The sequence below is a fragment of the Kineosporia corallincola genome (assembly GCF_018499875.1).
GTDB lineage: Bacteria > Actinomycetota > Actinomycetes > Actinomycetales > Kineosporiaceae > Kineosporia > Kineosporia corallincola.
In genome coordinates, this window is sequence record NZ_JAHBAY010000010.1 from 328179 (window position 1) to 334382 (window position 6204).

Below are 6204 nucleotides of genomic sequence, written 5' to 3' on the forward strand. Positions count from 1 at the left end.
CCGGCACCGCGTGCGCATGCGGGCCCGGCCCGGTTCCAACATCATGATCGCCATGGACCGGTACCCGGTGACGGTGGCAGGGGTCGATCTCGTGCTGGAACAGCCCGGCAGAGGGTCCGCGCGGCTGCTGCGCGACGGGCACGAGCTGCCCCGCGACCGCTGGGGCAACTACCGGCTGACCGGCGCCGACGGAGCTCAACACCGGCCCGAGATCGGTTACAGCATGCTGCATCTCAGCCCGACCGTGCGGATCGACGACCGGCGTGACGCGCAGGTGCTGGTGCCGCTGCCGAAGTACGTGAGCGCCGGGCTGGTCGCCGCCTGGGTGCTGGGGTTCCTCGGCGGTCTGCTCGGCGCCCTCCTGGTCGCCGGGGCGCTCAGTCTCAGCCTGCGCCTGCTCAGGCACCCACCCCGCCCGCTCTCCCAGATCGCGCTCGTGGTGCTGGTCTGGGTCCTGCTGATCGGGCTCTACCTGTACGCGTTCCTCGGCTGAACATGCCGGTTCGCCGAAAACCGGTCAATCGGTCAAGATCGCCCATGAAGTCCCTGGGATCCTGGTGGCAGTTCGCCCCGCCGATCCGCTGACGTCGGCCGACCCCGGCCCGCGTCCCCTCCGGCACGGGCCGGTGCCAGCCTCCTGACATCAGGCAACCCGCCAGGTCAGGGGCTGTTCAAGAGGCACGGACGATCTCGGACACTCTCGGACACCGGGTTCCCGCGGTGATCCGTCCGGGACACCCGGTCTGCACCCGGTCGCGGAACCGGCACAGACGGTCGTACCCCCTGGTTAGGGTGGCGGACGTGTCGGACGACCAGCAGGTGCCCGGGGCCGGGCAGGATCCCCACGACCCGGCCGCGGCCACCACGCCGGAGCAGTTCATCCGCGCCCTGGCCTCGCGCAGGCTCGCGGCGGGCGACAGTTATCGCACGCTCCAGACCCGCACGGGCATCCCGGTCAGCACGCTGAACGACACGCTGACCGGCCGCAGAAAACCGCGCGGCCCCGTCGTCCACCAATTGATTGATGCCTACGCCGCCGATCCGCACCAGGCCGAGCGATGGCTGGGCACCTGGACCTCACTGCTCGTCCACGAGGCGGCCGGCGCACCGGCACCCCCGCCGTCCGCGTCGCAGGTCACCGCACCAAGGGTGGACGACGAAAGCCCCGTCCCCTCCACCACCACGTCCCACCGCAGTACGGGTGGCACCCGTGCCTGGGTGCTGGTCGGCGTCACCACCCTGCTCGTGGTGCTCGTCGCCGGGCTGCTCTGGCAGGTCGCCGTCACCGGTGAGGAGACGGCCCGCACCCCCGGCGCCCGGATCGGCGCGGACGTCGAGGGCACCTCCATCCAGGTGTTCAACGTGGAGAAACCCTGCCGCTCGCAACACATCCGGGAGTGCGCCCTGTCACTGTCCCGCAGTCCGTGGAACCCGACCGGTGAGGAGAACGTGGCCGGGCGGGTCTGGCACGACGACCAGCTGATCACCGACTGCGTGATCAGCGACGGCCGGCTGATCACCGACGAGACCGGGGTGTCTTCCCACCGCTGGTACCACGTGAAGGCGCCGGCCGGCGGCGTGATCGGCTGGCTCCCCGCCGTCCGTACCCGTTCGGATCAGGACGTCCCGCCTTGTCGCACACCCCAGCCCTCGCCCTCGGTGCCCTGAGCGCCGGGCCGGCCGGGCTGCTCGTCGGGCTGCTCGTCGGGCTGCTCGTCGGGGTGGTCGTCGCCGTGCTCGGCCAGCCAGCAGCGGGCCCGCCGGACATCCCGCAGGCCGAAGGGGAACAGCGCCGCGAACACCACGAGGCTCGCGACGAAGACGTAGTCCGAACGCTCGAGATGCCCGTCCAGGGCATGGAAGAACAGGTTCAGGCCCACGTAGCCGGGAAACCAGTAGTAGACCCAGCGCTGCCGCACCATCCGCCGGGCCAGGTCGACGGCCAGCGCCTGGTCACGCTCGTTCACCGGCTGCCCGCCCCGCACCGCCGCGGTGATCCGCTTGCGCTCCGGTCGGTCCACACCGGCCAGCAGCACCGGCTGCAACCACTTCACCCCGCGACCGCGGGCCCGCAGCAGAACCACGACGAGGACGAGGGGGAGCAGAAAGAGCACACCCGGCAGAACCCAGAAGCCCCAGGGGATCTCGCCGACCGGTTCGTCCGACAACACGAACGCCACCACCACGGCCACCGGTGGTGGCAGCAGGAGGAGGGGCAGAAGGACGGTGAGCCAGCGGTTGTGACGCTTCAGCGCACGGCGGGCGATGTCCGGGTCGACGGCGGGCATGGCCACATGGTCACGGCGCGCCACCGGGCCCGCATGTCGAATGTCATGGTTCGCGCGGTTGCGACCGGTCTCAGGGCCGCCCGTCGGCGCACTCGCCGGCCAGCGTGGCGTTGTCGGGGAACATGTCCCAGCACGACGCGATCCGCGCCGACTCGACGTCGGCCGGAACCTGGGGGTTCTTGCCGTTCACGTGATCGGCGACGGTCAGGGCCACGACCGCCACACCCACCATCACCCCGGCCAGAATCAGCGAGAGCACCAGGTAGATGCGCCTGCTCCGCTCCTCGCGCCGATACGCGCGCAGCCCTCTCAGGCTCTCCGCCACCGATGCCTCCTGAACAGATCTCATCAGCATCATGCAACGGCGGCGCGGCCGGCGTCTCGCACTCCCGGAAACCACTTCACCCGGGTGCGCTCCGCTCTCTACGGTGCGGGCAGGCACCGAAACGTGACTCGACGGGACGAATCGCCCGGCGGCGACGAGGGGAAGCAGCGGTGGAGAGCACGACGAAGAACCGGCAGCCGGTGGGCACGTTGCGGGCGATGGTCACCCGCGCCTACGGTCCCGGTCAGCTACCCGGGGACGACGAGGGGTGGGCCGAGGAACTCGCCCACGGATGGTTCAACGTCGTCTACCGCATCCGTCTGCTCGACGGCCGCCGCGTCGTGCTCAAGATCGCGCCCCCGGCCCACGTCGAGGTGATGACCTACGAACGCGGTGCGATGGCCACCGAGCTGACCGCGCTGGAGCTGATCCGGCGGCAGACCACGGTCCCGGTGCCCGACGTCCACTTCGCCGACCGCAGCCACGAGCTGTGCGACGCCGACTACTTCTTCATGTCCCACGTGGACGGCGACAACCTGGCCGTCCTGCGGCAGGAGGGAGACCTGGGCCAGGCCGGACGGGACGCCTACGACGAGGCACTCGGTGCGCTCAACCGCGAGCTGAACCAGATCCCCGGGCCCGGCTTCGGCCCGCTCACCGGACCGGTGGAACCGAGCTGGCGCGACTACTTCCTGCGCCGGATGCGGGAGCTGCTGCACGACGGCGAACGCCGCGGCGTCGACCTGGGCCTCGGCTACGACGAGGTGCGGCAGACCGTGGCGGCCCACGCCGACGCCCTCGACGAGGTGACGCGGGCCCGGTTCGTGGAGTGGGACCTGTGGCCGGGCAACGCGATCGTCCGTGACGGCGCCCTGGCCGGCATCATCGACCACGAGCGCGCCTTCTACGGCGACCCACTGGTGGAGGCCGGGTTCACCGGCATCGACATGCCGGACCTGTTCGGCGACGCCACACCCTTCATGCGCGGCTACGGCATGGGCGCCCCGACCCCCGGCGAGAGACGCCGCCGGCGGCTGTACAGCCTGTACCTGATCCTGGTCATGGTGATCGAGACCGAATACCGGGGACACACCACCACCGAGCACTACGACTGGGCCCGCGACCAGCTCGCCCGGCTGATGAAAACCCCTGTGCGGGAAGTCGTCCCGCCGACCGTGGAGCAACCCTGAGCCCGGGAGCGACGGCCATGGCCGACCCGGCCGAACTGGCGACCCGGCCGGTCGGCCACCTGCTGTGGCACAACTGCTCCCAGACCACGTTGTCGGTCGGTGTCTACGGCGTCTACGCGCTCACCAACGCCTGGTTCGTCGCCCGCGGCGTCGGGCCGGGCGCGATGGCCGCGGTCAGCCTCGCCGCCCCTGTGCTGCTGGTTCTCGGAGCGGTGTCCACCACCGTCGGAGCAGGCGGGGCCTCCCTGGTGTCCCGGCGGCTCGGCGCCGGTGACCGGGCCGGTGCCGCCCGGGCCGCCGGTAACGCCCTCACCCTGTACTGGCTGACGGCGGCGGTCATGGGCATCACCGGACTGCTGGCGATCGAGCCTCTGCTCACCGCACTCGGTGCGCACGGCGACGTCCGGGCCGACACCCGCGACTACCTGGTGGTTCTGCTGGCCGGGACGCTGGTGGCCACCGGTTTCTCCAGCCTGGTGCGGGCCGAGGGGAGGATGCGGTACGCCACGATGATCTGGGTGGTCGCCGTCCTCACGCAGATCACGCTGGACCCGATCCTGATCCTCGGTGCCGGGCTGGGGGTGCGGGGAGCCGCACTCGGCACCGTCGGCGGCCAGGCCGTGTCGGCGGGAATGGCCCTGTGGTTCTTCTTCGGCCTGCGCGGGCGTCCCTACCGGATCGGGGCTCGTGACCTGCTGCCGCACAGCCCCACGGTGCGGGCGCTGCTGGGCGTCGGCGCGCCCTCGTTCCTGTTCGGCATCGGGGCCACACTGCTCACGGTCCTGGTCAACAACGTCCTGACCACGGGCACGGCGGCAGGCACGGTCGCCCTCGCCGCGTACGCCGTGTGCGCCCGCATCCAGACGTTCGTTTCGATGCCCCAGCTCGGCATCAGCCAGGGGGTCCAGCCGATCGTCGGGTACAACGCCGGCCGCGGCCTGACCGGGCGGGTCCGCCGCGCCCGGGTGCTGGCGCTGCGGGCCAGCGCCGGGTACGGCATCGCGGCGGCGCTCGCCCTGGCCGTCGGAGCGGAGCCACTGGGCTGATGTCATCCTGTTGAATCATCCTGCAAGGATGAGAGTTTGGATGGCGTTGACGAGATTGGTTGCGCCGTGGGGGCTGGAGCGGATCTTGCGCAGAACCCGCCAGTTCTTCAGCTGGGCGTTGGCGCGTTCACCGATCGCCCGAACGCGGGCGTGGGCGGTGTTGGCTGCCTTCTGACCTGCGGAAAGAGGCTTCATCTTCCCGGTGGCAGGGTCCTTGCGGCGACTGCGCAACGGCGTCCGGACGTTCTCGGGTGAGCCCTGATAGGCGGTGTCGGCGAAGGCCATCACCTCGGCCTTCTCCAGCGCGGTGAGAATGTGGTGGGTGCGGGCGGCCTTGATGTCGTGGACAGAGCCCGGCAAAGCGGGTGAGACCCAGACCAGCCGGCCCGCTGGATCGGCGAGGACCTGGACATTCACGCCATGGGCCTTCCATTTCCCGCTGTAGAACTCCCGGTCTCTCTTCGAGGCCATCATGACCCGGTCGATCCGCAGCAGGCTGCCGTCCAGAATGACGAAGGCCTTACCCCGAGCCACCTCGATCGCCTGCTCCAGCGTCGGGGCCATGGCCGCCAGCAGGTCGATGCCCTCGCGCAGATACCGGTAGACCGTGCGGATCCCGATGCCGAATCCGCAGGCCAGGTCTGCGTAGGTCTCGCCTTTGCGCAGGTGGGCCAGGACCAGCAGGGCCTGCCGGCCGGGGTCCAGGATCCGCCAGCGCGAGCCCATGTCCCGGCGCAGACGACGGATAGCAGCAGACAGCAGATTCAGGGCGCGGCTGGACACAGCCATGCCCGACGGGTAAGAAAGCACGTGGAGCCCCTGGTGGTGCGGATGATCTAGACAATCCCCGTCCTACCAGGGGTTTCTTCGCGTCCGGAGCCCGGGGTCAGGCACCAAGATCAGGATGACAAGAGCTCACTGGTCAGGGTTTTCGTCGACGACCTGCGGATCACGCCCCTCGCTGTGCACGCTCTGCGCATCCTGTCGGTGGGGATCGCGGTGGCCGGCATCACGCCGCTGGTCTCCGCCTACTTCCAGTCCCTGGGCCGGGCCGGGCCGGCGTACCTGATGTCCGTCGGGTCACTGGTGCTGGTCAAGGCGCCGCTGGTGGCGGTGTGCGGGACAGCCGGGGTGAACGGGGTGTGGGTGGGGCTGACCGCGGGGGAGGTGGTGTCGGCGCTGGTCGCGCTGACGCTGCTGGGGGTGTTCCCGCGCCGGGGCTGAGCGCGGGCGCGGCCGTGGGCGGTCGTTACCAGGTTGTGACGCGCGTCGCACGCACCAGGTCTGGCGGTTCGCGGGGAAGCTGGTAATGTCTTCCAAGGGTTTTCGGCGGGTCGTGAAAGCGAACTGCTGAG

8 protein-coding genes are annotated in these 6204 nt (G+C 70.5%); 5 read left to right on the forward strand and 3 right to left on the reverse strand.

Going from position 1 to position 6204, the window contains the following annotated elements; all coding sequences use genetic code 11:
• The first annotated feature begins 16 nt into the window (after positions 1-16).
• Positions 17-493, forward strand: coding sequence for a hypothetical protein (locus KIH74_RS24160; RefSeq protein ID WP_214158416.1), 477 nt, complete (start codon positions 17-19; stop codon positions 491-493).
• A gap of 308 nt (positions 494-801) precedes the next feature.
• Positions 802-1668 (forward strand): helix-turn-helix domain-containing protein, encoded by an 867-nt coding sequence (locus tag KIH74_RS24165; RefSeq protein ID WP_214158417.1) that lies wholly within the window; start codon positions 802-804, stop codon positions 1666-1668.
• Here KIH74_RS24165 and KIH74_RS24170 read toward each other — a convergent pair.
• Positions 1617-2288: a hypothetical protein gene (locus KIH74_RS24170; protein WP_214158418.1), complete on the reverse strand. Its 672-nt coding sequence runs from the start codon at positions 2286-2288 to the stop codon at positions 1617-1619. The genes KIH74_RS24165 and KIH74_RS24170 overlap by 52 nt on opposite strands.
• 70 nt (positions 2289-2358) lie before the next feature.
• A complete protein-coding gene (locus KIH74_RS24175; RefSeq protein ID WP_214158419.1) occupies positions 2359-2613 on the reverse strand; it encodes a hypothetical protein in 255 nt (84 codons plus the stop codon).
• Between the two features lie 170 nt (positions 2614-2783).
• Here KIH74_RS24175 and KIH74_RS24180 point away from each other — a divergent pair, with 170 nt between their 5' ends.
• Together KIH74_RS24180 and KIH74_RS24185 are read left to right on the forward strand one after the other, a co-directional pair.
• Positions 2784-3803 (forward strand): phosphotransferase family protein, encoded by a 1020-nt coding sequence (locus KIH74_RS24180; RefSeq protein WP_214158420.1) that lies wholly within the window; start codon positions 2784-2786, stop codon positions 3801-3803.
• 17 nt (positions 3804-3820) lie between these two features.
• On the forward strand, positions 3821-4849 hold the full coding sequence (locus KIH74_RS24185) for an MATE family efflux transporter (RefSeq protein WP_214158421.1): 1029 nt from the start codon (positions 3821-3823) through the stop codon (positions 4847-4849).
• 15 nt (positions 4850-4864) lie between these two features.
• Here the strand turns inward: KIH74_RS24185 and KIH74_RS24190 are convergent, their stop codons facing one another.
• On the reverse strand, positions 4865-5659 hold the full coding sequence (locus tag KIH74_RS24190) for a transposase family protein (RefSeq protein ID WP_214158422.1): 795 nt from the start codon (positions 5657-5659) through the stop codon (positions 4865-4867).
• A 153-nt stretch (positions 5660-5812) separates the two neighbouring features.
• Between KIH74_RS24190 and KIH74_RS24195 the strand changes: the two genes are divergently transcribed.
• Positions 5813-6073 carry a hypothetical protein gene (locus KIH74_RS24195; RefSeq protein ID WP_214158423.1) on the forward strand — a complete coding sequence of 87 codons (261 nt, stop codon included), beginning with the start codon at positions 5813-5815 and terminating at the stop codon, positions 6071-6073.
• Positions 6074-6204: the final 131 nt, after the last annotated feature.